The sequence below is a fragment of the Lysinibacillus sp. NPDC092081 genome, assembly GCF_044755845.1.
Lineage (GTDB): Bacteria > Bacillota > Bacilli > Bacillales_A > Planococcaceae > Lysinibacillus.
The window spans coordinates 129808-155886 of the sequence record NZ_JBIVRU010000010.1 but is presented as its reverse complement, the minus strand read 5'-3'; the positions used below and the strand labels follow the sequence as shown (position 1 = coordinate 155886).

27 protein-coding genes and 1 pseudogene are annotated in these 26079 nt (G+C 37.1%); 6 read left to right on the top strand and 22 right to left on the bottom strand.

The genetic code is table 11. The annotated features are described in order from the left end of the window. Window positions 1-232: 232 nt before the first annotated feature. From ACIQLB_RS15690 to bioD, 5 genes are all read right to left on the bottom strand, one after another. A complete protein-coding gene (locus tag ACIQLB_RS15690; protein WP_277815945.1) occupies window positions 233-355 on the bottom strand; it encodes a hypothetical protein in 123 nt (40 codons plus the stop codon). 543 nt (window positions 356-898) lie between these two features. After that, a complete protein-coding gene (gene bioB / locus ACIQLB_RS15685; protein WP_400727505.1) occupies window positions 899-1894 on the bottom strand; it encodes a biotin synthase BioB in 996 nt (331 codons plus the stop codon). Further along, on the bottom strand, window positions 1895-2485 hold the full coding sequence (locus ACIQLB_RS15680; RefSeq protein ID WP_400727503.1) for a biotin transporter BioY: 591 nt from the start codon (window positions 2483-2485) through the stop codon (window positions 1895-1897). It abuts the gene before it with no gap. Further along, window positions 2452-3855 carry an adenosylmethionine--8-amino-7-oxononanoate transaminase gene (gene bioA / locus ACIQLB_RS15675; protein WP_400727500.1) on the bottom strand — a complete coding sequence of 468 codons (1404 nt, stop codon included), beginning with the start codon at window positions 3853-3855 and terminating at the stop codon, window positions 2452-2454. The genes ACIQLB_RS15680 and bioA overlap by 34 nt, the downstream gene beginning before the upstream one ends. After that, window positions 3836-4540, bottom strand: coding sequence for a dethiobiotin synthase (gene bioD, locus ACIQLB_RS15670; protein ID WP_400727497.1), 705 nt, complete (start codon window positions 4538-4540; stop codon window positions 3836-3838). The genes bioA and bioD overlap by 20 nt, the downstream gene beginning before the upstream one ends. A gap of 504 nt (window positions 4541-5044) precedes the next feature. On the opposite strand from bioD, the gene ACIQLB_RS15665 reads away from it, so the two are divergent. The 4 genes and pseudogenes from ACIQLB_RS15665 (at window position 5045) to ACIQLB_RS15650 (ending at window position 8367) form a co-directional block, all read left to right on the top strand. Beyond that, window positions 5045-5707, top strand: a complete 663-nt coding sequence (locus tag ACIQLB_RS15665; RefSeq protein WP_400727494.1) for a CPBP family glutamic-type intramembrane protease — start codon at window positions 5045-5047, stop codon at window positions 5705-5707. 233 nt (window positions 5708-5940) lie between these two features. Then, window positions 5941-6405: a hypothetical protein gene (locus tag ACIQLB_RS15660; RefSeq protein WP_400727491.1), complete on the top strand. Its 465-nt coding sequence runs from the start codon at window positions 5941-5943 to the stop codon at window positions 6403-6405. Between the two features lie 206 nt (window positions 6406-6611). Next, window positions 6612-7259 carry an ABC transporter ATP-binding protein gene (locus ACIQLB_RS15655; RefSeq protein ID WP_400727516.1) on the top strand — a complete coding sequence of 216 codons (648 nt, stop codon included), beginning with the start codon at window positions 6612-6614 and terminating at the stop codon, window positions 7257-7259. Further along, window positions 7252-8367 (top strand): annotated as a pseudogene (locus tag ACIQLB_RS15650) (ABC transporter permease). Before ACIQLB_RS15655 ends, ACIQLB_RS15650 begins: the two are co-directional and overlap by 8 nt. Before the next feature lie 127 nt (window positions 8368-8494). Here the strand turns inward: ACIQLB_RS15650 and ACIQLB_RS15645 are convergent. From ACIQLB_RS15645 to ACIQLB_RS15635, 3 genes are all read right to left on the bottom strand, one after another. Further along, window positions 8495-9532 (bottom strand): beta-carotene 15,15'-monooxygenase, encoded by a 1038-nt coding sequence (locus ACIQLB_RS15645; protein WP_400727488.1) that lies wholly within the window; start codon window positions 9530-9532, stop codon window positions 8495-8497. Window position 9533: 1 nt separating this feature from the next. Next, the gene (locus ACIQLB_RS15640; protein ID WP_400727485.1) at window positions 9534-10028 is read right to left on the bottom strand and encodes a MarR family winged helix-turn-helix transcriptional regulator; all 495 of its coding nucleotides are present in this window, start codon (window positions 10026-10028) and stop codon (window positions 9534-9536) included. Window positions 10029-10260: 232 nt separating this feature from the next. Next, window positions 10261-11148: an AraC family transcriptional regulator gene (locus ACIQLB_RS15635; protein ID WP_400727482.1), complete on the bottom strand. Its 888-nt coding sequence runs from the start codon at window positions 11146-11148 to the stop codon at window positions 10261-10263. Between the two features lie 110 nt (window positions 11149-11258). On the opposite strand from ACIQLB_RS15635, the gene ACIQLB_RS15630 reads away from it, so the two are divergent. Further along, window positions 11259-12200 carry a DMT family transporter gene (locus ACIQLB_RS15630; protein WP_400727479.1) on the top strand — a complete coding sequence of 314 codons (942 nt, stop codon included), beginning with the start codon at window positions 11259-11261 and terminating at the stop codon, window positions 12198-12200. Between the two features lie 138 nt (window positions 12201-12338). After that, the gene (locus tag ACIQLB_RS15625) at window positions 12339-13385 is read left to right on the top strand and encodes a Cj0069 family protein (protein WP_400727476.1); all 1047 of its coding nucleotides are present in this window, start codon (window positions 12339-12341) and stop codon (window positions 13383-13385) included. 71 nt (window positions 13386-13456) lie between these two features. On the opposite strand, the gene ACIQLB_RS15620 is transcribed toward ACIQLB_RS15625, so the two are convergent. From ACIQLB_RS15620 to ACIQLB_RS15555, 14 genes are all read right to left on the bottom strand, one after another. Continuing rightward, window positions 13457-14089: a LysE family transporter gene (locus ACIQLB_RS15620; protein ID WP_400727473.1), complete on the bottom strand. Its 633-nt coding sequence runs from the start codon at window positions 14087-14089 to the stop codon at window positions 13457-13459. 518 nt (window positions 14090-14607) lie between these two features. Next, window positions 14608-15804, bottom strand: coding sequence for an MFS transporter (locus ACIQLB_RS15615; protein WP_400727469.1), 1197 nt, complete (start codon window positions 15802-15804; stop codon window positions 14608-14610). 159 nt (window positions 15805-15963) lie between these two features. Next, window positions 15964-17244, bottom strand: a complete 1281-nt coding sequence (locus ACIQLB_RS15610) for a TRAP transporter large permease (protein ID WP_400727466.1) — start codon at window positions 17242-17244, stop codon at window positions 15964-15966. Continuing rightward, window positions 17241-17726 carry a TRAP transporter small permease gene (locus tag ACIQLB_RS15605; RefSeq protein ID WP_400727463.1) on the bottom strand — a complete coding sequence of 162 codons (486 nt, stop codon included), beginning with the start codon at window positions 17724-17726 and terminating at the stop codon, window positions 17241-17243. The genes ACIQLB_RS15610 and ACIQLB_RS15605 overlap by 4 nt, the downstream gene beginning before the upstream one ends. A 17-nt stretch (window positions 17727-17743) precedes the next feature. Next, a complete protein-coding gene (locus ACIQLB_RS15600; RefSeq protein ID WP_400727460.1) occupies window positions 17744-18784 on the bottom strand; it encodes a TRAP transporter substrate-binding protein in 1041 nt (346 codons plus the stop codon). Window positions 18785-18827: 43 nt separating this feature from the next. Continuing rightward, complete coding sequence (locus tag ACIQLB_RS15595) at window positions 18828-19013, bottom strand: 2-hydroxymuconate tautomerase (RefSeq protein WP_400727457.1); 186 nt, start codon at window positions 19011-19013, stop codon at window positions 18828-18830. Window positions 19014-19025: 12 nt separating this feature from the next. Beyond that, a complete protein-coding gene (locus ACIQLB_RS15590; RefSeq protein ID WP_400727454.1) occupies window positions 19026-19796 on the bottom strand; it encodes a 2-keto-4-pentenoate hydratase in 771 nt (256 codons plus the stop codon). Then, the gene (gene dmpG, locus ACIQLB_RS15585; protein ID WP_400727451.1) at window positions 19796-20809 is read right to left on the bottom strand and encodes a 4-hydroxy-2-oxovalerate aldolase; all 1014 of its coding nucleotides are present in this window, start codon (window positions 20807-20809) and stop codon (window positions 19796-19798) included. The genes ACIQLB_RS15590 and dmpG overlap by 1 nt, the downstream gene beginning before the upstream one ends. Beyond that, window positions 20806-21693 (bottom strand): acetaldehyde dehydrogenase (acetylating), encoded by an 888-nt coding sequence (locus tag ACIQLB_RS15580; protein ID WP_400727448.1) that lies wholly within the window; start codon window positions 21691-21693, stop codon window positions 20806-20808. Before ACIQLB_RS15580 ends, dmpG begins: the two co-directional genes overlap by 4 nt. 15 nt (window positions 21694-21708) lie before the next feature. Next, window positions 21709-22488: a 2-keto-4-pentenoate hydratase gene (locus ACIQLB_RS15575; RefSeq protein ID WP_400727445.1), complete on the bottom strand. Its 780-nt coding sequence runs from the start codon at window positions 22486-22488 to the stop codon at window positions 21709-21711. A 14-nt stretch (window positions 22489-22502) separates the two neighbouring features. Beyond that, complete coding sequence (locus ACIQLB_RS15570) at window positions 22503-23969, bottom strand: aldehyde dehydrogenase (RefSeq protein ID WP_400727514.1); 1467 nt, start codon at window positions 23967-23969, stop codon at window positions 22503-22505. A gap of 79 nt (window positions 23970-24048) precedes the next feature. Beyond that, window positions 24049-24510, bottom strand: coding sequence for a RidA family protein (locus tag ACIQLB_RS15565; RefSeq protein ID WP_400727443.1), 462 nt, complete (start codon window positions 24508-24510; stop codon window positions 24049-24051). Continuing rightward, window positions 24485-25516 (bottom strand): amidohydrolase family protein, encoded by a 1032-nt coding sequence (locus tag ACIQLB_RS15560; protein WP_400727440.1) that lies wholly within the window; start codon window positions 25514-25516, stop codon window positions 24485-24487. Before ACIQLB_RS15560 ends, ACIQLB_RS15565 begins: the two co-directional genes overlap by 26 nt. Further along, window positions 25501-26061, bottom strand: coding sequence for a 3-hydroxyanthranilate 3,4-dioxygenase (locus ACIQLB_RS15555; RefSeq protein WP_400727437.1), 561 nt, complete (start codon window positions 26059-26061; stop codon window positions 25501-25503). The genes ACIQLB_RS15560 and ACIQLB_RS15555 overlap by 16 nt, the downstream gene beginning before the upstream one ends. Window positions 26062-26079 lie beyond the last annotated feature (18 nt).

Genomic DNA, 26079 nt, shown 5'->3' with positions numbered 1-26079 from the left:
GCAAAATTAAAAATGAGTCCGGTGCAATACCGAACTCATTTTACCCGAGCTGCCTAATGAAATAACCGTGTCTAACTTTTAGGGGTCACTTCATTTTTATTATGTGCTTATACGGTTTTCCCGTTTATCGATTTAGTTTGAAAAATAGATGCAAGATATACAGCACAAAGTAAAAAGCAACCCTCTTCGTGCACTATAGCGTCGAAAAGGGTTGCATCGCTCAAATCTGAAATTATTTTGTATACGTTAAAACTGCATTTTTCTTGAATTTAGCTAAAGCTTGTGTTGCCTCATTTTTGTTTGTATACTCAAAAATTCGAACATCCTTTTTATCAAATACTGTAATAACCCACATAATTAAATTCTCCCTTCCAATTTGTTTTTGTAATATAACAACCACCGAAAATCGTGATACTTTATTCAAACTGTTTTATAACAATTCCTTACTTGATTCTTATTTTACGCCGATTTTTTTAAAAATAAAGCATTATGTGAATCTCTTCACAAACTGTTCAATTTCAAAACGCTTTCATTGAACAATTTGTGAAAACCAGATTTTTAAAGGCATAAAAACAGTTCTTTTCGTTTTAGCATCCATCACTTTTTATCTCTAATAAGCCAATCTTGGGTTTTCGACGGATCTGAGCCGTTTTCTTGGTAACCCTAATTGAGCATTTCTACGATTTTATCCTTCCAACAGAAAAAGCCGTATATACGCCTTTCCCACGACGCACATACGGCTTTCCAATTCAATGATAATTAAGTAGTAGTAGATTTTATTTCATAAAGTGAAACTTTAATCAGTGGGGTTTCTTTATCCCCACTGAATATTAGTCTTCACCAATCGGGCTTTTACGGGCAGTTCTGTACTGCCCGTTAATGCGGGATAAGTTTTTATTTAGCAGAATGCTGCTTCTTGCTTCTCTGATAATTCAATTTCAAAGCCTAAATCCTCAAGCATACGATAATCACTGTTTGCTTCTTGTCCTTCAGTTGTTAAATAATCCCCAACAAAGATACTGTTTGCTGCATATAAGCCTAGTGGCTGAAGCGACCCAAGATTGACTTCACGACCACCAGAAATACGAATTTCCTTTGTCGGGTTAATATAACGGAACAACGCTAAAACCTTTAAACAATAGCGTGGATTTAATTCCTTCGTCCCTTCTAGTTTCGTGCCATCAATCGCATTCAAGAAGTTAACCGGAATGGAATCCGCATCTAATTGATGAAGTGCACGCGCAATATTTACGACATCCTCTTTTGTTTCCTTCATACCAATGATGGCACCTGAGCAAGGTGATATTCCATGTTTCTTCGCAATTTCAACCGTATTCACACGATCTTCATACGTATGGGACGTAGTAATATAGGAGTGATGTCGTTCTGATGTATTTAAGTTATGGTTGTAACGATCCACCCCCGCTTCTTTTAATTGCTGTGCCTGTTCTTCTTTTAATAAGCCAAGACAAGCACATACTTTTAAGCCATACTTCTCTTTAATTTCTGTAACAGCTTCACTTACTACATTGACATCCTTTCGAGTTGGCCCACGACCACTTGCCACGATGCAATACGTGCCAATTTTATTGTCAAATGCTCGTTTTGCCCCCGCTAAAATTTCCTCTTTCGTAATGAATGGATATTTTTCAATCGGTGCTGTTGATTTAGATGACTGTGAACAATAGCCACAATCCTCTGGGCAATAACCACTTTTAGCATTCATAATCATATTTAATTTCACTTTTTTCCCATAGTAATGCTTACGAATAGCAAAGGCTCCGTCCATCAACTTCAATAGTTCATCATCATCACTATTTAAAATGGCAAGAGCCTCCTCATTGCTAATGATCTTCCCTGCAATAACTTCCTCTGCTAACTGTAACCAATTCATTTAAACATTCTCCCTCTCAACTTGGATAATTTTTAATGTTCTTGCTGAATTAAATACTTTGTAAAGTCGCTCGGCCAAAAATGCAGAAGCAATCGCTAAGCAACAATCTGCAACAATACTATTTAAAAAGCCAACTACGAAAATATGCGACCAGCTCGTTTTCATATGTAACCAGAAATTCAAAGACACATATAAATATGGAACTGCCACCGCATAAATAATAATAAGCCCAACAATATTTGCACCGATAAAATGTTTTCTCGTTGGAGTATCCACTCTTTCAATCATGAATCCAATTACGAAAGCGGACAGTGCAAAACCGATAAGAAAGCCAAATGTTGGTTGCAATACATAGGTGATACCACCACCTTGTGTAAAAACTGGCAAACCAACTAAACCAACGCCTATATAGACGAGCTGACTTTGCAATCCATTGCGACTGCCAAGTAAACAGCCTGCTAAAAATACAAAAACAATTTGTAATGTAAATGGCACTATTGGTAGCGGTATTTTAATAAATGCACCGATTGCGGTTAAAGCGGCAAACATCGCAATCATCACAAGTGACAGTGTTGATTGTCGTTTGAACAACTTATTCCCTCCCTCTCCTCAAAAAATTGCATGACTGTCTCTTTTGTTGTATCAATCATAAAACGCATTTCATCATCAGATATGATGTAAGGAGGCATGAAATATAATATATTGCCGAGAGGGCGAATCAGTAAGCCTTTTGCTAAGGCACGTTTATAGATTTGATAGCCGATACGTTCCTCACTCGGTAGCGGCTCCTTTGTTTCACGATTGGCGACTAACTCAATTGCGCCAACTAGTCCTACCTGTCGATATTCACCAACAAACGGCAACTTTTCAAATGCCTCCATAGCTAGCTTTCGCATACGTTCACCTTTGTTTTGAATCATGTCAATCACATGCTCCTCTTCAAACATGGTCAAAACTTCTAGAGCTACACGACAAGCCAATGTATTTCCAGAATAGCTATGGGAGTGTAAAAACGCTTTCATTGTACCGTAATCATCATAAAAAGCGTTGTATACATCATCAGTCGTTAAAACTGCGGATAGTGGTAAATAACCACCCGTTAAACCTTTTGACAAGCACATAAAGTCTGGAGCAATACCCGCTTGCTCACAGGCAAATAATGTACCTGTACGTCCAAACCCTACTGCAATTTCATCTGCGATAAAATGAACATCGTATTTTGTACAAAGCTCTCGTAATCGCTTCAAATAGATTGGAGGGTACATTTTCATGCCAGCTGCTGCTTGAATGAGTGGCTCAATAATAACAGCTGTAATTTCTTCATGGTGCTGACTAAGCTCCTCTTCAACAAATTGAATACATTGAGCTTGACAGCTTTCAGACTTCTCTTGAAAAGGACATCGGAAGCAATCTGGTCCTTGCGCACGTACGGTATCCAATAAAAGTGGTTGATACACTTCGTTATACAGCCCTACTCCGCCAACAGATAAGGCACCAAGTGTTTCACCGTGATAAGCATCCGTTAAAGCTAAAAATCGCTTTTTCGTTGTTTTTCCCGTCTGCATATGATATTGAAAACTCATTTTTAACGCTACTTCTATTGCTGACGAGCCGTTATCTGCAAAAAACACTTTATTTAAACTGTCTGGTGTTAAGGCGACTAATTTTTCTGCCACCTTAATGGCAGGTTCATGTGAAAAATTCGCAAAGATCGTATGCTCTAATGTAAACGCTTGATCGTTTAATGCTTGACTTATACGCGGATTCGCATGTCCAAATAAATTGACCCACCAGGAAGATACAGCGTCTAAATAGCGATTATTATTCTCATCATAAAGCCATACACCTTGTCCTTTTTTAATAACAACAGGCGGAAATTGCTCATAGTCCTTCATTTGTGAGCAAGGATGCCAAACATGCTGTAAATCTCTCTTCTGCAATTCAGTTAATGCTTGTTTCATATTTGAACAACCTTTCAAACAAAGATGTGTGTGAAATGGAATAGTCAATAATATGTGAAATATCCTGATGCTTTGGGATCGTCGCATATGGCAAATCATGATATTGTAGAATCATTTTCACATTATCTCGTTCCATCTGACTACCTGTATCTCTATTAAATACAATGCCAAGAACCTCAACATTACGAACATGTAATGCCTCAAGTGTAAGCAATGTATGGTTAATCGTTCCTAGTGTTGTTCGTGTGACAAGAACGACTGGAAGCTTACTTTTAACGATGACATCAAGAAGCGTATTTTCTCCATATGTATCTAAAGGGACAAACAGCCCTCCTGCTCCTTCACAAATCACGACATCGTATGTTTGCTGTAACAACTGCATTTGCTGTAATAAATGCTCCACATTTATTTGCTGACCCTCCAGTTGTGCAGCAAAATGTGGTGATGCGGCTTCCTTAAACGAATAGCCATTTAAATTTTCTTGCTTTAGTCTTTGTAATGAATACTTTTCATACATTGCTGTATCGTAGTAATAGCAATGCCCATTGTCATTAATTTCGCCAGTTTGCACGGGCTTATAAGGCGTGACTTGTAAATCATGTTTTTGTAACTGTCGCATCAGTAATGTAGTGATAACTGTTTTACCGACATCTGTATCCGTTCCAACAACCCAAAAATGTTGCATCGTTAACCTCCCCCTCTTTTTAAGTCAACTTTTTATATTTTTTAAGTTAACACATTTAATTTTATTTTGTAAATGCTATTTCCATATTTCTTCAAAAACAGCCCCTTTCTATGCGAAAGATAGAGAATTTTGTGATAACTTATACGTTTTTTTCATCAATAAAAAACACTAGATTTTTACCATGTGGCAAAATCTAGTGCTGGTTAATGTATATTTTCACAGGTATGTTAATAATCATCTTTGTCCATTTTTATTAATTAGAAGGCTATTCTAACGTAGAGCCCTATGAAACTTTAGTGCAGATTAGATGTAACTATGACAAAAATATATAGAAAAATATAATAATTTATGTTTATATATTATTTGTAAGTATATCCATTATATAGAAGGGGTTTTCTAATGTCCTATCTGGTGCAGTTACTCATTTTCGGCATAACAGGTTCGTTAGTATACTATGGTGTTTACTATGGAACACCACTATTAATTAAAAAAGGTGTCCCATTAATGTATGCTTTTTGGTTCTTTCTATGGTTTCCTGTAATGAGTTTATTTCCAGTATCATTACTACTGTATCATTTAGAGGGAAATACTTGGACATGGCAAAATATTTTGGAAAGATTTCGTTTCAATCCTTTAACAGAAAACGATTGGTATTGGGTTGTGGGAGCAATTGTTGTTACAATATTCGCTGACCTATTTCTTGAACCTTTAGGTAAGTTTTTTGCGAGACTTCCAATGCTTGCCCCACCAAGTTATCTTCCAGCTCCATTTAATCCATTAAAAAGGATGGAATTACCTCCAACAGAATTTTTCGGTGTTACGCTTTATGGTAATTGGAAAATGATAACCATTTTTATTCCGTTACACCTTTTTGCTATGCTAAGTGAGGAAATAATGTGGCGAGGTTTTCTCCTTCCTATCCAACAAGAGATTTTCGGGAATTGGGCTTGGGTAATAAATGGATTACTTTGGGCTTGGGTTGTTCATGCTTGTTTGAAGTGGCATTTTATCAATATGCTTCCTAGCATGCTTATTGCTCCATGGATCGCCCAATTTACTAATTCAACATGGGCTTCTTTTGTAACTCATTCTGTTGGAAATAGTTTACTATGGATTTTGTTATTAGTGGGAATAATTAAAAAAACTAAACCTCAAAATATAAATTAAATTAAATTTAATTTTATAATTCAACTTTTAAAATCTTGTTACATTAGTAAATGTAGCAAGATTTATTTTTTTATAAACACACTAACCTTTTATCAACTTTAAAGCTTGTATTTCAGCTATATTTCTATTAATATCCAGAGAATTTTATTGCTTTATTACTTTTCTGAATATTACGGGGAATTAAAAGGGTTTTACTCTTCGTTCGTAGTATTAATCTAAACGGGGGTGGCTGTATGTTTGGTATTTTTAAAGAATCAGAAAAGACTATAGATTCTTATGAGCATGTTAGTTTTATTTTAAAATCCTTGCTCACATACGAGCTAAAAGACTTACCTATTCGCTATGAATTTTGGTATCGTGTGGCTATTCGTCAGGAAGAGTTGCGAACGTTAAATACCGAGCATCGAGCAAAGATCTCTATGTCTACAGCAGTAGGTCGATTTCACCAAACACAATACGAGGGAACGAAACAAAAATTAGCAAAGTTTGAACGTCTCGCAGATATGTATAAATCGTTTTGTATTGAGGAAGAACGAGAAGCATTAAATCATCGACTTCGTTTTCATAAAGAAGCGATATCTGAGCTATATGAGCACGTCCAAAATAAAGAGCTATATGTGTATTGCGATTCTGTACAGCAACAATTTTGGGATGCAGTAAGTGAAGATATATTAAATGCAATTGCTCACCTAGATTAAGTAGGTGGGCAGTTGCAAAGACGATCCTTTGAATATTATTAAATTCCCTCATTCCTCTATCAGTAAACTCATCTTCTAAACGATATTCTTCTGAAAGTCTCAAAATTTGAAACATTTTCCTCTTCCGCTCGTAAATAAAATAAGGAGAGGAAGTTAATGACAATGGATATTAACATACATAAAGGGGCTATGTTGAAAACGAAGCCATTATTTCAAACATTCAATTTCAAGTAAACAGTGGTGAGCTCGTTGGATTAATCGGTTCAAATGGGGCCGGCAAAAGTACAACGTTACAAGCAATGATGGGTGTGCTACCAATAGTGGATGGTCAAGTGACAATAGGAACTTACGGCTACGTACCAGAAAGACCCATTTTGTATGAGTATTTTACATTATGGGAGCATATAGATTTCTATTTGCGTGTCGCTGGTAAAGAGAATTCTTTAACAAATCGTGCAAATGAACTACTGAAAATTTTTCATTTGGACCATAAGCTACACGATTATCCCACAACGTTTTCCAAAGGTATGCAACAAAAAGTGATGCTTATTTTAGCATTTCTCGACAAGCATTCTACCTATATATTAGATGAACCATTTATGGGCCTAGATCCGCAGGCAATGCGCAAGCTCTTAACGATTTTAGAAGAATTAAAAGCGCAAGGTGCTGCCATTTTAATGAGTACACATGCACTCGATACGGCAGAAAAAATATGTGATCGTTTCATCTTGATTGATCATGGGCGAATTTTACAGCAAGGTACACTCGCATCATTACGTATAGCTGTGAAGCAGGACAAAGCATCTCTTCTTGATATTTTCGACACACTACTTGAGGAAAACCACCATGACTAACATATTGCAGCAACGAAGAAAATTAGAGCGCTCCCACAATTTTAAGCTATTGGCAAGCATTATTGATTGGACAGTCTCCTTATATGTTGTTGTGCCAGCTCTAGTCATTGGCTTTTTCCTTTATAAAGACTTTATCTTAAACATAAGTACATCATGGGTCATACATATTCCGCTAATTTTCTTTATTGTACTGTTATTTCTTATTACACGTATTGAAACTATTCGTACTTATTTGCACCAAGCCGATCGTCTTTTTTTAATCCAAAACCGAAAACAAATAATACAGTTAAAACGAGCTGGTCTTTATTGGACGTTAAGTAAGCACCTAATTTTACTAGGTTCTGTCCTTGCTCTATTAGCGCCCATTTTAATAATCGTTCATCATGTAACGATATTAGAATTACTTATTTTACTTCTGCTACTATTGACAACTAATTTTACTAACGTGCTTCTACAATTAAAACATCATTAATGGCAGCAGCTATTAAGTAAAGTTATTATGTGCATTCTCGGTACAGTTTGCTTTTTATATGTGCCAGTTATTATCACTGCACTTATTTATCTAATACTTCTTGTTTATTGCACAAGCTATTATAATAGACATTTTGTTTATAGTTCTAAATATTTTGATCAACAGGTGGAGCTCGATCAAGCAGCTTTTTATAAATGGCAAAGTCTTTTATTCCAGATTGCTCCTGAGCTTCGAAGTCAGTTAGTACCGAAATTAAAAAAGCCTCGCCTACTATGGAAAAATTCAAAGCGCATGTTTCGACGTTCCGATTATTATATAGAGGAAATAGTATGTAAAACGATGCTTCGCCAAAAACAGTATCTCTTCGGCTATCTGCGTTTTTTATCAATGGGTATCGGGCTAACTATTATTGTGCCATCGTGGGCGAAACTTATCATACTTGGAATTCTTTATTTTACTTTACGCTCTATGATGCAATCGGTGATCCAACAAATTTTCGAGCATAAAATTTGGTCAATCTTTCAAGTAGCCAATGAACAAATTCAGGCTGCTAACAGTCGGCTGCTAAAGGGATTTGTAAATCTCCCATTGTTGTGTGTCCTTATTATCTTAGTTATTTTTACTCTTGTAAAATAAGGCTCCTCACCATAACGTGGGTTGATTTCCGTTCCCAATGTGCGCATTCCTGGGAGCGTCTGTCGGAACGGAAATCAACTTAAAAATTAAACAGGTGCCAGCTTAGTTTGCTAGCACCTGTTGTATATTATTTATTATCTTCCATTCCTAGTAGAAGCATTTTTCTAAATTCCTGTGTTTGGTCGGCTTTAATGGCTATATTGTTATAACGTTTTTTAAACCCAAACATGAAAGTCACTTCCACTGGCTCCTTCATTTTTAAAATAAACTGTGGATATGCCACTTCAAAATCACGTGCTATAAAATCAATTGTATCCTTGGATAATTTTCTTTCCAATTGTTCCTTATCCTCAATAAGCTCTTCAATCTGCTCAAAGCGAACTTCCGCTCGTTTCATCAATCCTAAAGACAAATACAATTTATCAGATGTTACATGGACAGGATTTAAACGAATAGCCTGCATATCCGCTACAAAAAATAGTACAGAGTATACATTTAAAATAAGCAATAGAATAGAAAGAACAAGTGATTTTTCATGTAGCCACCAATGAATCCCTATTGTTTCAATGGCGATTCCATGGATAAGCATGATGATAAAGGCAATATAGCTCGAATTTTTATGCAAGGTTAACCCAGGTTGCTCTTTCCTCTTCCAGCTTGCAAAAGCGTAGTAAAATACTACAAAATCTGCGCAAAACACTTGGATAATAGGATGCTTCGGCGCATGTTTTTCAACTGCTTTTGGAAATGAGAACAAATCGGGTAAAGTAGTTGATCGTACATCCACTAGAATTCTCGGCATATAACGAACAAGCGTTGCAACTAGTAAAATTTCAAATAATATAAGCGTACCTTCAATCGCAAACCCAGTCCAAGTCACTGCAACAAATGGCTGCAGATGTTCTACTGGAATAATAAAACGAGCTGCAATACAACCAGCCGCTGCTAAAATAATCGCTTGTTTTATAGAAAACTTTCCTTTATACAGCAGAAATAAAACAGGCATAACAAGAACAAAATCAAGTAATGAGCCAATAACAACTCCATTTGTTTCAGAAGGTAAAATAGATAAACCGAAACCAGTGTTATAAAGCGTGTAATTGCTAGCAAGTACGACTAACAAAAATGCTAGCCATCTATTTTGCTTTTTCTTTAATGCAACCATGTTAAATCTCCCCCTTTTTCAAATGAATATCATTTATTTCATGTATAATTCCTTCCTTTAATACAATTTGATTGAGCTTCTGAACAATTTCTTTTAATTGCACGATCTCACTGTGCTCAAGCTTCGAATAATATCTTAAGATAATAAATCGTTTTATTTCTTCCTCTCGTTCAAAATACTTAATGCCTGAAGTATCAAGATTTACAAATATTTCACGTCGGTTTTCAGGATTAATGCTCCGAGTTACATATTGCTGCTCTTCAAGTTTACTAACTAACTGTCCGACAGCACTTGAAGTTATATTCATATAACTTGCAATCTGTCCAATCGTCACTTGGCTATTTTTTTTAATAAAGTCTAATAGAATTATTTGTTTAGGGGATAATTCATCACTTAATAAATTTTGATGTAACTTTATAAAATGGCTATCCATCGAATAAATAGCTTCATTTATTTCCTCCACAAGCTTATAGATAAGTTCTTCATCCTTTGTCATAACTAATTCAATCCTTTAAGTAAAGTTAATAGTAAAGGCATCTTTACTATTAACTTTACTTTATTATATATGGTTATTATTGTCAATATGTCCAGTGATAAACAGCGTGGTCTATTCCGGTTATTTTCAAAAATTTTTCATAATTTATGATTAAGGTGAAGCGATTCATTGCAAGTGCGGAAATTCGCTTCTCTTCCGCGGAGATCCTCTTGCTTCGTGCGATTATGCTCTACTATCCTTTATCAAAAAATTGTTTACGATAAACATATGGGGAGTATCCTGTATATTTCTTAAATTTTTCAATATAGTAACTTACTGTACTAAAGCCTGTTGTTGTAGCAATTGTAGTGATGGATTGCTCACTATCACGTAATAGCTCCATACTTTTGCGAAGACGATAGTGTAGTAAATATGTGAATGGTGTCATGCCAACCATTTTCTTGAAAAAGCGGCTACATTCTGCACGGCTTAAAAAAACATGTGCAGCTAAATTTTCTAAAGATATTTTCTCCTGATAATGAGCATGTAAATAATCAAGCATATCTTTCGCTCGTTCATGCTGGACAATAATTGCTGGATCCAGTATTTCTTCTGTTAGCATTGACTGTGACAAAATAGTTTCCCAAATGACTGATAGCTCTCTCCATACCTTTAGCTCATAAAAAACGGCTTGCTCTTGTAGTAATTTGGCCACGATTTCTACTTTTTGCGCCAATTGGCCGGACAGCTTTACATAGGGCAGTCTATTGCTCGTTATAAATGGCAGTACATATTTAGTAGCAAAAATACTGTCCTTGTGTCCGCCTAATAGCAATGGGTCCACATTAATACAGAAAATTATTGCCTGGTCTATTTGAAAAGGTTTTGCTTCATGTAAACCCGATGCATTGACAAATAGCCCCTCTTTCTCCTCAAGTACAAAAACATTTGCCCCTACTCGGTATTCCACACGACCGCTTTTCACATAGACAAATTGAATTTCCTTATGCCAATGTAACGGTAAAAAATCCAAACTATCTAGTCGTAAAACCGTCTCATACAGTGCAACTGGAAATTCCTTCGTCCCATGTAACGTCAGTTCTTGTAAATCCTTCGCAATTTTAATATGTGTTAACGCCACTACTTCGTTCACCTCAATATATTGATATTTTTAACCCTATAAATCGATATTTCTTGTGCTTAAACTTCTTTATTATTGTTTTATATTGATAGTTTAGGGGATGTTTTAAGATGAATCAATCAGCACAGAAAAATCGTACTCTTGGTTTTATTCTTGTCATTTTAGGGGCTAGTTTTTGGGGTATTGGTGGCACCGTCGCACAAAAGCTTTTTCAGCAGGAAAATATAGAGGTTGGCTGGCTCGTTTCTAGTCGTCTTCTTTTAGCAGGCTTATTACTCATTTCTGCCTATAAAATTACACATCGTAAAGAGTCTATTTTTGTGATGTGGCGGACAAAGCACAATGCTTTTAGACAAATTTTATTTAGTTTACTAGGAATGTTGGCGGTTCAATATACTTATATGATGTCGATTGCTATAGGTAATTCTGCTGTTGCGACATTATTGCAATATTTAGCACCTCTTTTTATTATGGCCTATTATTTAATAACGAAGCATAGTCAATTGACAAGGCAGGATGGAATAGCTGTGACTCTGACACTTGTTGGTACTTTTTTATTACTAACAAATGGCTCGTTGTCTACACTTTCTGTGCCATCGATGGCAGTTTTTTGGGGGATTTTATCTGGTCTTTCGGCTGCTTTTTATACGTTATATGCCGTCTCACTCTTACAGCAGTTTCATTCATTGTTAGTTGTAGGCTGGTCAATGCTTATAGGCGGGAGTGTTATGAGTCTTTTCCATCAACCATGGCAAATTGATATGTCAAACTGGGCATTTTCGACATTTGCTTACTTTCTGTTTATTGTGATTTTCGGGACAATGCTAGCATTTTGGTTTTATATTGCAAGTTTGCATTATTTATCGCCAAAAGAAACTAGTTTACTTGGTAGCCTGGAGCCTCTAACAGCTGTTATTACAAGTGTCGTTTGGCTAAAAATTGCCTTTGGAGGGGTTCAGTTTATTGGGACAATGCTGATTCTCTGCATGATTTTATATCTCACAGTTTTTCAGAAAAAGCACCGAGTGGAAGGCATAACCAATTTAGGATAATTCATAAATTTTTAGTCATAAATTACTACGCAAAATATATAAACTATGAATTTCTACATAAAATTTACATATTATATATATCTTTTTTCCTTAGCTGTCTATTATACTGAAAATATCATCATTCAAGGGGGTATTTTTATGGATAAAAAGGTTATTTTTTTCGAGGTTCGTGGCGGCACAGATAAGGGTCCTGACGGCTATCGACAAGATACAATGCCTATGGTGAATGCGCTAAAACAACGTGGACAGGATGCAGAAGTCATTTTCTTTGATGTTACAAAAAAAGAGGAAATTTTTAATTACGTCAAAGGGCATGGTATTGCTTATGTATCACGTATTAATCCAGGAAACTTACAGCATGAACAAGAGTATTTTGATATGTTGCGTGAACTATGTAATGCGAGTGTCATCGGCATACCTCATCCTGATGCAATGATTGGCTATGGTTCTAAAGATGCATTATCAAAGCTATCCTCAACAGCTTTAGTGCCTGATGATACATTTGCATATTATACAATTGAAGCATTTAAAGCTCAGTTCCCTACTTCTCTTGCTATGACTGAACGCGTCCTAAAGCAAAATCGCGGATCGACGGGCGAAGGTATATGGCGAGTTAAATTGGTTGAACCTCTTGCTGAGGGAATTACAGAAGTACCACTTGATGCAGAGATTAAATGTACAGAAGCAAAAGATAATCATGTGGAATATTGGAAACTTAGCGACTTCATGTCATTCTGTGAGCAATATATTACAGGCACAAATGGCATGCTAGTTGATATGCGCTTCCTACCTCGTATTACTGAAGGCGAAATCCGCTTATTTATGTTACGAGATAAACCAGTTTACGTAGTACATAAAAAACCGGCAGATTCTGAGGACGCATTTAGTGCAACACTTTTCTCAGGCGCGCAATATCGCTATGATGCACCAGAGGATTGGGAAGAGCTTGTCCACAACTTTTTAACACAGCTACCACTCGTAACTAGTTTACTGGGCAATTATGCTTTACCGCTTATATGGACTGCTGATTTCATGCTTGATACAAACGAAGCTGGTGAAGATTGCTATATTCTAGGGGAAATGAATTGTTCATGTGTAGGCTTCACTTCTGAACTTTCTTTAGCACATCAAGTAGCAGAAGAAATTTTAGCTTGTATCCATGAAAATGCCGAGATTTCAGCATAAAATGAGACTTTGATCTTTTACTGATCGGTAATATAGGATAAAAAAAGTGCGATCTTTCGGGATCACACTTTTCATATATAAATCTTAATTGCTTGTATAAATTCATAAATAAAATATCCGGCAAAGCCAATTAGTAATACACCCGCTACCATTGTAAGCGACTTGATGACCTTACGACTCATCGCTTTACGGGTAACTGAAACAATGGTCATCAAGCCAATATCATGCAACAATATGCCACTCAGAACCCCTGCAGCGATCACTATAAAGTTTGCTGACTCTCCTTGTCCATAAGATTTAGCTAGTACAACACCGAAAACATTTACCCAAAACACTAGATTTCCGGGCGAAATTGCAACTAGTAAACCATTACGATAAGAAGCAAAAAACGATTTTGTCACTTTCTCTCCTGCAAGCGTAATACCATGATCAGCATTTTTTATAGAATCCAGCCCTAAAAGGAATAAAAAGCCAGCCCCTATAATCCACATTGGAATTTGAATGATAGGCATTGCTAAAATGGACGCTAGTCCCATATACAATGCAAAAACCAATACAATATCAATTGTCATACCACCAAGCCCGACAGCCCAACCATGCATAAAGCCATTTTTTAGTCCTTGCTTTGTCATTTCTACTGTAATGGCCCCAACAGGCATGGCAATCGCAAGTCCTACCAATACATACGCTACATATAAACTCAACTAAACACTTCTTTCATGATCAATTTCGCCTTGGCGTAATTGCCGCTGACGCTTCGCTTTCGCGCAGATAAACAATCCGTGACATCCGCCGGAGACTTTGGGCCAACGTGATGTTGGTCACTCAGTTGTTGCCACAGGACGTGGCGTTCTTAGACTGAGTTCCTCTATTTCAGTAGGTGTTTGGACACCCACTGAAAAGGAACCACATCCGCATTCATTTCTTCAAATTTAGAGGTGGGAGTCTTCTATTAAATGAAGATAAGATAAGTTTCATACGTCCGTTTATAATTGTATTATAGCATAAAAATACATAAAATGTTATTTTTACTAATAAATATTCATTTTTTTATATTTTGATACTTAGTTAATCTATTTGTATGATATTATTGGTAAATCTATTCTTATTGCTATTTAATTCGCCTTGGCATAATTACGTCCGGATTTTGAATTGCGCCCTGGCCGATGTCGGTCATTTCGGTAATACCACAGGACATGGTGTTTTTACCGATGCGGGTCAGTTAGCCGTTTTGAATGTTAACTTTCTTTACAGTAAACAGAGCAATTACCATCAATATTGCACAGCAAGCAAATAGACTAATTAAAAACACCCCACCTACCGTATAACCCCAATATTCTACAAGCGAACCAAAAATCGGTGGAATTAAAAATACACCAATGGACGCAACCATTATACTAAATCCACTTGCAAAACCACTCATAGATTTTTCCACACTTTCAACAGTTAGCGTCATCCATATACCATTAAAGCCAGCAAGAGAAAAACCTACAATAGCTATACATATAACTATTAACATAGAGGAATGTATAAAGTACATAAGGGTTATCCCAATTGTGCTTAGTATAGTAATGATTAATAATACGCCCCATCGATTTTTATTAAAAAATTTATCACTAATAATACACCATAGCACTCGCCCGCATGCCCCACTAATTTCAGAAATAGCCAAGCATATTCCAGCACTATAAATCGACCAGTCCTTTACTTCATACAAAAATAATATAACGTACGTGTTAAATGTAATTTGAACACCCATTAATACGAATGCAGAGCTATTCGTAAAAAAGAGCCATTTTGAGTGAACGAAAATGCGTAACTGCTGACGTAAAGGCATTTTAGTAGCCAGATCAGTTTGTGAATCTTCTTTTAGCTTTAATACAAAAGGTATTATCAAGCTATACAATACTAATGAAACTGCCGCAACAGACAATGTGTAGCGCCAACCGATGTACGCTACCAAAGGAATCAGCACAACACTCGAGCCTGCTGAACCTAGTGTAATAGACATCTGTTTTAACCCCATTAGTAATGACACTTTATTTACCGGAAATGTATTCACAAGAAAATGGTTTGTGACAGGATGCATTCCTCCATAACCCATCCCTGCTAGTACAACAAATACTAAGGCAACCCCATAATTATCTATCCAAGCAAAACTTAAAAAGCCCGCTCCTACAACAATCATCAAGCAAACCATCATTTTGCGGGTACTCAATCGATCTGCTAAATACCCAATTAGCAACGTTGCTATAAATTGACCAATAAAAAGGGCAGTTGGAAGGAATCCTAACTGCCCTTTATTCAATGATAAGTCAACACTAATATAGAACATTAAAGGGCTGATACTTCTCCCAACAAAGGCAGTTAAAAATTGAGCAATGATGACCCACATTGCAATAAATTTCATCTGTTGCATTATTTATCAAAACCACCTTTTACTCTTAATGAGCACATTCGCAAACAATTATTAGTCGAGCACCCTCCACTACAATCAACTAAAAAATGCATTAACATACGTTTATACAACCTAATATTTCCCTAATCAACACGCCTGAAAACTTTTAGCTAAATACTCTTACATGCCCAACCATTTTGGTACGAATAATACAAGGTCCGGAATATATGTAAGGAATAATAGCACGATAAATGAAATAACAATGAATGGAAAAACATTCTTTACTAGCGTTTCAAATTTCACATCCGCCATCGATGATACTATGAAAAGCCCTGTACCTACTGGCGGTGTTAATAAGCCTAACGTTAAGTTAATACAAATGATGACTCCAAAATGCACCGGGTCAATATTAAATGCTATTACGAGTGGCATCATAACAGGTACTAGAATTATTAATGCTGCAATTCCATCCAGTAGCATGCCGACTATTAACAATGTTATATTCACTAATAATAAGAATAGCCATGGACTTTCTGTAATACTTAACATGCTTTCTACTAACAATTGTGGAATCCGTTCAAATGCAATCATCCATCCAAAAATATTTGCCATAATAATTAAGTACGTTACCGTTGCTGTATTTGTCACCGTACTAATCAGCATTTTAGGGAGCTTTTTCATATCTAACTCTCTATAGAAAAATAAACCTACAATTACCGCTAGTAAACAAGCAATAGCAGCAGCTTCTGTTGCTGTAAATACACCCGTTAAAATCCCTACAACAATTGTAATTGGTATTAATAGTGCTGGAACTACTTGTAATGTATTGCTTCTAATAACTGCCCACGAAGCACGTTCACTTTTCGGGAAATTTTGTTTATAGCCCATATAAGAAATAACTAAAATAAAAACAAGTCCATAGATAATCCCCGGGACAATTCCAGCCATAAATAGAGCGCCAACAGATGTACTTGATAACGTACCATAAATAATGAAAATCATACTTGGTGGAATAATAGGTGCGATAATAGAAGATGCTAGTGTTATAGACGCTGCGAATTCACGTTTGTAACCTTCCTTTTCCATTTGCGGTACCATTACTCTACTCATCATCGCAGCTTGGGCATTAGCCGATCCTAAAATCGATGCTAAGAACATATTAACGACAACTGTAACATAAGCCAGTCCTCCCTTAAAATGCCCAATAAGTACACGAGCAAATCGAACAAGCCTCGTTGTAATACCTCCCTCATTCATAATTTCCCCCATTAACATGAATAACGGAATCGCTAATAGTCCAAAGTTTTCAAGACCTGAATACATACGTAATGGTGTAGAATCTAATAATGTCATCTGACCATTTAATATGAAATAAATAACTGTCGTAATACCAAGCACCATCGAGATGGGAATACCAATTATAAGTAAAAGAAAGAAAATTACGAGTACAATATATGTCATGTATTTTCTCCCTCTCTATTCTTAATTGTGTCAATCAAATGTGAAATTAGATGAATGGCTGCAAAAATTAATCCAACAAATACTGCACTATAAGGAATCCACATTGGCAATTGCAAAGAGCTAGATTTTTGTAGCAACATGGAAGGGTGCATCATCCATTTGTAAGAGTAATAGATTAATATAAATAAGAATGCAATCATGATGCAATCCTGAATAATCCTCAAAATTCTCTTATTACGCTCTGATACAGCATCGTATAAAAATGTAACAGAAGCCTGGGTACCATATTTCAGGCCCCAGCTTCCTCCGATAAACGAAGTCCATATTAATAAGAAAATCGAAACTTCACCCGACCAAGGGATGGGATCTTTTAAAAAATAACGAAAAATAACAGCAAATATCATTAAGACAGCTAGCGCAGCCATTAAAATGATCATCAGAAGTTCTTCGATTTTAGTAATGCCTTGACTAATTTTCGCCACTTAGCAATTCCCCCTAACTACTTACGGAATTCTTCGATAAACTTTTTAATCAAATCTGATTTCGCACTGTACTCGTCATCGAATGCTTGGATTTGCTCTTTAAATACATCTGCACCTAGTTCATAAACAGTCATTCCTTGACTGGCAAGTTCCTTTTTGAATTCTTCTTCTTGTCCAGAGCGTGTTTCAACTGCATAAGCTATTGCTGCTTGTAAGGAATCGTTAATAATTTTTTGAACATCTTCAGATAATCCATTAAACATCTTCTCATTTGTTACGATAATTGATGGCCATACCATGTGGTTTGTAACAGCTACATATTTGGCTACTTCAGAGTATTTATTTGTGATAGTCGCATCTAAGTCCATATCCATTCCGTCAATAACGCCTGTTTGTAAAGCTGAATATACTTCTGGTAATGGTAAGCCTTCTGGCGCAGCTCCCGCTTCTTTATAGAACAATTGGAGCGGGGGACTTGGTGTTACACGCATTTTTAAACCTGCTAAATCAGAAGCTTTTTTTACTTCTTTTGATTTGAATACCATCGCACGTTGACCAGCGAATAGGTAATCTAACCCTTTTAAGCCCGTTCCTTCTATTTTCCCTAAAATCTCACGTGCAATATCCGTACTACTTGCATCAGAAGCTTCTTGTAAATTTTTAAAAGTGTAAGGTGCGAACCACGCGGCCATCTCAGGTGTACGTGCACTTAAATAAGCGGCTGTAATAAAAGCAAAGTCTAATGAGCCCGCTTCTACTTGTTGTACCATATCTGCTTCAGTCCCTAATTGACTCGTAGGGTAGATTTCAAGTTCCATCTTGCCATTTGAACGTGCCTTTAATTCTTCATTAAATTTTTCAGCTGCTTTATGCCACATATGATCTGTTGGTGTAATATGTGCAAGCTTAAATTTCTTCTCCGGAATATCTGACTCAGCTGATGTGTTGTCCGTCTTTGCATCTGCTTCCTTTGTTGCGTTCGAGTTACCACAAGCCGCCAATATAAATAAAAGTGCTAAAAAACAACTAACTAGCATAAACTTTAGCGGTTTTTTCATAATAAAATATCCCCTCTACTTTTGATTTATTATGTTGCATTGGTTATTGCTCCGCTTTCGTCTTTCCACCAGTTCCCCAATGAATGGGTGGCACTTCTGTTAAAATAACGCGTACACTATCAATAGGAACTTGTGCCGTTTGAACAATGGTAGCTGTTACTTCCTGAATAATTTTTTTCTTTTGTTCCGCAGACCGTCCTTCTAACAACTGAATTTGAACAATTGGCATACTAAGTCCTCGCTACTTCACAACTAATGTTAGTTTGCCAAGTGTCCCATAGTCTGCTTCTATGTCATCACCAGCTTTGACTGGAATTGCATCTGTAATGCCGCCTGTTAAAACTAGTTGACCAGCTAAAATACCTCTACCTTCTTTTGCTAACATCGTTAATAATTCGATGACCGAATAAATTGGATGACCTAGCACCGCTGCTCCTGTACCATGTAATTTTTCTTCTCCATTTTGTTTCAAGAAAACTTCTGTAGAAGCCCAATCACATGCATAAGGTGAAAACGCTTGTGCACTCAGCCAAATTTTCGATGAAGAAGCATTATCAGCTATGACATCAGGTAATGTAAATGAAAAGTTCTTATAGCGACTATCAATTACTTCAAGTGCTAGAAATACGTTTTCAACCGCATCCCATACTTCTAAAGGTGTTAAATCCGCACCTTGTAGCTCTTTTTTAAAAACAAAGGCTACCTCTGCTTCAACACGAGGATGAATATATTCAGAAGCTGTAATTTCATTTGTCCTAAGATTCATTTGTGAAGTTAAACGTCCATAAATAGGAGAATCCACCCCCACTTGTTGCTGTTTAGCTATGCTTGTGAGACCCATTTTCCAACCGATAAACCGATTGTCAGCTGTTATCGTTTTTTCCATACTAATTTTTTGAATTTCATATGCTTCTTCTACTGTAAGATTTGGTTTTGATTCGGTAATCTTTTCAATTGCCTCTTTTGTTGCTTGTGCTTCTGCTACTCGCTCAGCATATTCAAATAAAGACACTATGCACTCCCCACTTTCTGTTGTGCGATCTTCTGTGCTACTTCAATGATTGTATCTTCTTGTCCACCTACAACATTTAGTTTGCCTAACTCTACTAAAATATCTCTAGCATCAACGCCCTCTTTTTCAGCTGCTATATTTGCGTGACGTAAAAAGCTCGAATATACGCCAGCATAACCCATTACTAAACTACCTGTCGTAATATCTTGAGGATGTGGCAAAATATTGGCACGAACATATTCAGCCAAATCGAGCATTTTGTATAAATCTATGCCTGTTTCAATACCCATGCGATCTAATACAGCGACCAATACCTCGGTTTGTGTATTGCCTGCACCTGCACCTAAACAACAGATACTTCCATCGATACGCGTAGCACCTTCTTGAATCGCTACTAGTGTGTTGGCAACAGCTAGGGACAAATTATTATGCGCATGAAAACCAATCTCAATATTTAAATTAGCACGCAATAAACGAATACGATCCTGTACATCAGACGGTAGCATAGCTCCCGCTGAGTCCGTAACATACACAGCATCAGCCCCATATGATTCCATTAACAATGCCTGCTCTAATACTTTTTCAGGTGATGCGGAATGTGACATCATTAAAAAACCAAATGCCTCCATACCTAGTGCTTTCGCTGTTTCAATATGTTGCTTTGATACATCCGCCTCTGTTACATGTGTTGCGACACGAACAACTCGAGCACCTGCTTCATAAGCCTCTTTCAATTGATGTATCGTGCCAATGCCAGGGATAAGTAAAACTGTTATTTTAGAATCCCCAGCAACTTCTACTGCCGCTCTAATTAACTGAATATCGTGCTCTTTAGAAAAACCATATTGAAGTGACGAGCCTCCTAAACCATCTCCATGCGTGACTTCAATATACGGTACACCTGCATCACTTAATTGTTTAGTTACATAACGAACTTGCTCAGAAGAAAATTGATGGGCAACTACATGACTACCATCACGAAGTGCAACTTCTGTTAAATAGATCTTATTCATCGCACTTCCACCTCCTTCAAATGCATTGTTTTTGCAATTTCTTCAGCCACTTTCAACCCAGCGGCTGTCATAATATCTAAATTTCCTGCATAGATCGGTAAATAATCTCCCAATCCCTCTACTTCAATAAATACTGTAACTTTCTTGCCATCTACAATTGGATCTAGCTTCAAACGATAGCCTGGTACATATTCATTGACATTTGCGACCATATTTTTTACGGATTTAATAATTTCTTCAGCATTAGCTTCTTCTTCAAGTAGACATAATACCGTATCACGCATGAGTAAAGGCGGCTCTGCTGGGTTTAAAATAATAATTGCCTTCCCTTTTTTTGCTCCGCCAATCAGCTTGATTGCATTTGATGTTGTTTCTGTAAATTCATCGATGTTAGCTCGTGTTCCTGGACCTGCACTTTTGGAAGCAATCGTTGCAACGATTTCAGCGTAAGCAACACTTTGTACACGACTAATGGCATTGACGATTGGTATGGTTGCCTGGCCACCACACGTAATCATATTTACAACAGGCTTTTCAATATGCTCTGTCAAATTCACTGTTGGTACAACAAACGGACCTACAGCCGCTGGGGTCAAATCTATTAATCTTTTGTTTAAACCTTTTAAAGCTGCCACATGTGCAATATGTGCTTTTGCTGATGTTGCATCAAATAATATATCAGCCAAATGTGGTTGTTCTAGAAATCCTTCAATACCATTGGAAATCGTCTGAAAACCCGCCTCTTGTGCAAGTCTTAAACCATCTGATTCAGGATCAATACCAATAAGTACTGACATTTCTATGTACGGAGATCGTTGAATTTTCATCATTAAATCCGTACCAATATTACCTGAGCCAATAATGCCCACTTTAATTTTTGTCACGATAGCTTCCTCCCTTTACACAAACTCTAGCTCGACTGTACCTAATAGTTCACCAAAGTCTGCTGTAAACTTATCACCCTGTTCAGCTTCTAATGCTGCCGATAAAGCACCTGATAATATAACTTCCCCTGCTTCAACACCAATGTTGAAATCTGCTAGACGGTTGACAAGCCATGCGACACAGCTTGCCGGATTACCTAAAACATCTTCTCCCTTACCTTCATTCACAAACTCTCCATTTTTATAAAGCTGCATTTCGATTGCTGGTAAGTCAATATTGAAGACCTCGCGTTTCACTTGACCTAGGACATATTTTGCAGAGGAAGCATTATCTGCGATTGTATCTAGCAATTTTATTTGCCAATTGGCGATGCGACTATCCACGATTTCAAGACTAGCTACAATATAATCCGTTGCTCCTAGTACCTCCTCAACAGTTACATTAGGTCCTTTTAAAGGAGACTTGAGTACAAACGCAATTTCACCTTCCACTTTTGGCTTTAAATAACTAGTTCGTTCGGTTTTTCCTTCTGTAATTTCCATATTCGATAAAAGATGCCCATAATCCGGTTCATCAACGTTTAATAGATTTTGCATTGCTGATGATGTCAAACCAATTTTTTTACCTGTAATTTTATGGCCGTTCAGTAACTTCTCATTTATGATTTCAAGTTGAATGGAGTAAGCATCTTTCAATGAAATATCTTTAGCTGATTGAGTAATTGGCGCAATTCCAATGCGTGTTCTTTCTGCTTCTAATAATTTGCTAGACCATTCAATTAGATTCACTACCATGCTTTCACCCCATGTTATAATTTAATTGTTACGTTTGAGACCTCACAGTAGAATTCAAAGCTATGTGCGCCACCTTCACGTCCGATTCCGCTGTGCTTCATACCACCAAATGGTGTCCGAAGATCTCTTAAATACCATGTATTTACCCAAACGATTCCTGACTCAATTTGACCTGCAACACGGTGTGCACGTCTTAAATCATTTGTCCAAATAGTTGCACCTAAGCCGTAATTTGTATCATTTGCACGTGCAATCACTTCGTCTTCTGTATCAAAAGGCAATACTGTAACAACCGGGCCAAAGATTTCTTCGCGTACACAACGATTTTGGTCCGTTAAACCTGTAATAATTGTCGGCTCAATATAATATCCTTTATCTCTATTAGCCGGGCGACCACCTCCTGTAAGAATATTGCCACCCTCTTCTCTCGCAATTTGAATGTAACCCATTACTTTTTCATAATGTTCTTTCCCTACAACAGAGCCGATATCTGTCGTTGCATCAAATGGATCCCCTATCTTTAATTCTTTTGTGCGCGCTACAAACTTCTCTACAAATTCTTCATAAATATCACGTTCAACATATATACGAGAACCACAGAGACACACTTGCCCTTGGTTCATAAAGCTCGATTTTAGCGTTGTCGCAAGAACTTCATCTAGGTCCGAATCTTTAAAAATAATATTTGGATTTTTGCCACCTAATTCAAATGAGACTTTTTTCAATGTAGGGGCGGCGGCCTTCATAATAGTGGTACCTGTTTTGGTTTCCCCCGTAAATGTAATAGCATCTACATCAGGGTGTTCCGATAGAAACGCACCTGCTGAATTCCCACCAAAACCGTGAACTAAATTGACAACACCATCTGGTACCCCCGCTTCTTGACACAATTCAACCAAGCGAGTAGCTGTCATTGGTGTAAGCTCCGCCGGTTTCATGACAGCGGTACTACCTGCCGCTAGACAAGGGGCTAATTTCCAAGTTAAAAGTAGTAATGGTAAATTCCAAGGATTTATCATGGCCACAACACCTACTGGTCGTGTCACTGAATAATGTAGTGCCATATTGTCTTGGTTGTAAGATTCATTCCCAAGTGAAGTAACATAATCCGCAAAGAAGTGGAAATTATGTGCCGCACGTTTAATGTCCATTTCTAAAGCTAAATGATACGGCTTGCCTGTATCGGTTGCCTCTAAAGCAGCGAGTTCTTCAACATTTTCTAAAATGAGGTCGCCAATACGTCGTAAAAGTTGAGAACGCTCTTTAACAGTGAATTTACCCCATGTGCCTTTCAAAGCAGCTTTTGCAGACTGTACTGCTGCATCGACATCTTCTCTAGTCGCTTCTGCTACCCATCCAATGACTTCTTCTGTCGCAGGATTTATATTTTCAAATACTTTTCCATCTGTAGTCTCAATGAATTCACCGTTTATAAAATTACGGCAATTGATACTTTTCGTGTTAATCGTTGCATGTTGCACCACTTTTCTCACTCCCTCAATTATGAAGCGACTTTAAGAAAAAAAGTCTCTTACCTTATTTCTCAAAGTCGCTTTTTGATTATTCAGAAAATTCAACAACCATTTCTATTTCAATTGCTGTATTATTAGGGAGTTGGGCCATTCCAACTGCCGAACGAGCATGCTTACCTCGTTCTCCAAAAACATCCACTAGTAAATCTGATGCACCATTCATAACTTTTGGTTGTTGTATAAAATCAGGCGTAGAATTGACCATCCCTAAAATTTTTACAATACGCTTCACTTTCGATAAATCGCCTAATTCAGATCTCAATACAGATAACAGGTTAATCATTGATTGGCGACAAGCAGCATAGCCATCCTCTACTGTTAAATCTTCACCTAATTTGCCATGATACTGATCGACGCCTTGTCCCGATGTAAAAATTAAATTACCTGTTCGTACGCAACTAACATAATTTCCAACCGCTTCCCTAGGCTCAGCAAGCTCTATTCCAAGTTCTTGCAATCGTTCTTCAGGCGTTTTCACTTGATTTACCATTTAGAACCTTGCTCCTTTCTACATTTAAAAATGTCATAGCATTTTCGCCTAAAATTGCTTTACGTACTTCTTCTGATAAGTCCAAGGTTTCATCTATAATTTTCCCTGGGTTAATTTCTCTCAGTAAAAAAGGATAGTCTGACCCCATAATAATTTTCTCATGGCCAAAACGTTCAATTAAATAATGTAGATTTTGTGATTCATATACTAATGAATCAAAGTAAAAGTTTTTCGTATAGTGGCTTGGAGGATATTTTGTACGTCTAAGGTTTGGCCAAACATCCCACCCTTGGTCTAAACGTGGAAGAATGTAAGGGAATGATCCGCCACCATGTGCAAAACAAACCTTTAAATTCGGACACTTTTCCATTACGCCACTCCACACTAAGCTCGCTGCCGCTAAAGCTGTCTCACTTGGCATGCCGATTGTATATAAAAAGTTATGTCTTGGTGTTCTATCTTGAGCTAAGGTTTCCCAAGGGTGAATAAATAGTGGCATTTCATATTGTTCTGCCGCTTCAAAAAATGGCAGTAAATACTCGCTGTCTAAATTTTCTCCATTTATATTGGTGCCAATCTCAATTCCAGCTAGACCCATTCCCTTGCACCTTATTAACTCAACGATTGCTGCTTTTGCATCTTGCAACGGTACAGTTCCTAGGCCGATAAAACGATTGGGATGTTCTTTAACAACCTCTGCAATAAAATCATTTTGGAATTGTGCAAGCTCTACCGCTTGTTCAATAGGTGCCCAATAAGAAAATGTTACAGGTACAGGTGAAATAACCTGCATATCTACACCCTCATTATCCATATCCTCTATACGCTTTTTCGCATCCCAGACTTGATTGGTCACTTCCCTAAACACTTTACCACTTACCATAATATCCGCTCCACAAGAACATTTTTGCTCTAGGACGGGCCACTTTTCATTTTCATACTTAATAGCAAAATTCGGTAAATCTCTTGGATAAATATGTGTATGGAAATCTATTCGCATTGCCATTCACTCACCGTATCAGGCATTACATGTCCACAACTATCACATTGGCGTAATTCCTTAGAAGAGTTGAAGTGATCAATACCTTCTGCAATTTGTTTACCAATGTTTGTTACTTGAATGCGTACACGATACAATTCATGGTCGCATTCACTGCATAGCCATACTAAATCTTCTAACTCGCCCTCTTTGCGCTTTCTCTCCACGACAATTCCATATGTGTCTGCTATACGGTGCGGTGAATGAGGAACGTTCGCCGGTAGCATGAACATTTCGCCTTCCTTCACTTCAATTACTTCACGTTTATTTTCATCATTAATAACCTCTACAAAACAAGAACCCTTAATTTGATAGAATAGTTCATCTGATGGGTCAACATGGAATTCACGACGAGCATTTGGACCGCCAATTAACATAATTAAAAACTCAGAGTCTTCCCATAGTACTTTATTATTCACTGGCGGTTTTAGTAAATTCTTGTTCTCCTCAATGATTTTTAAAAGGTTTTGAGAACGAGCTTGTAATTTACTTACTTGCGTTGAATTTGACATATTCGAATTCCTCCTGTT